General features: G+C 37.7%; 1 protein-coding gene. It reads left to right on the top strand.

What is annotated here, in order from left to right:
- A partial coding sequence (locus ES677_RS15210; RefSeq protein ID WP_148381751.1) for an ISAon1 family transposase N-terminal region protein occupies window positions 1-268 on the top strand: 268 nt, incomplete at its 5' end.
- Between the last annotated feature and the right edge of the window lie 287 nt (window positions 269-555).

Here is a 555-nt window from a genome sequence, read left to right as displayed (position 1 = left end):
TGATGTAATGCATCTTTATTTTGAAGAGCGCAATGTGGTTCCTAAAGAAGAGAAATCCAAAATCCTTATTGCCCACGGTTTTCACAAAGAAGTTACTATTCAAGACTTCCCTCTACGAGGTAATACTGTATACCTCCATGTAAAACGGCGTAGGTGGCTAGATAATAACAGTAAGGAGCTTGTTCAACGCGATTGGAATTTAGTAGCACAGGGAACACGTATGACCAACGAGTTTGCTGATTTTTTAAAAGAAATTAGTCAATACTAAGGCCTCGGACTGCCATACCATAGGCGGTTTTTATAACGTTAATGGTAAAAAACTTAGTAGACAATACAGAGATTACTTAAGTGATTTTAAAGATTGGAAGCGAAAAAAACACGCTAAACAGTGGCTTATTTTTCCTGAAAACATTGGGCCTTACTTGTCTATTGACGAAACAGCATTATCCAAAGGGGGAACTCTATACCATTATTACCAACAAAAAAGCAAAAGGGAAGAAAGGAGCAATTGTAGCCATATTTTCAGGCACCAAAGTCGAACCTATTGTAGAGCAA

Source organism: Bizionia gelidisalsuginis (assembly GCF_008086185.1).
Taxonomy (GTDB): domain Bacteria; phylum Bacteroidota; class Bacteroidia; order Flavobacteriales; family Flavobacteriaceae; genus Bizionia; species Bizionia saleffrena.
This window is presented reverse-complemented; position numbering and strand designations above follow the sequence as displayed.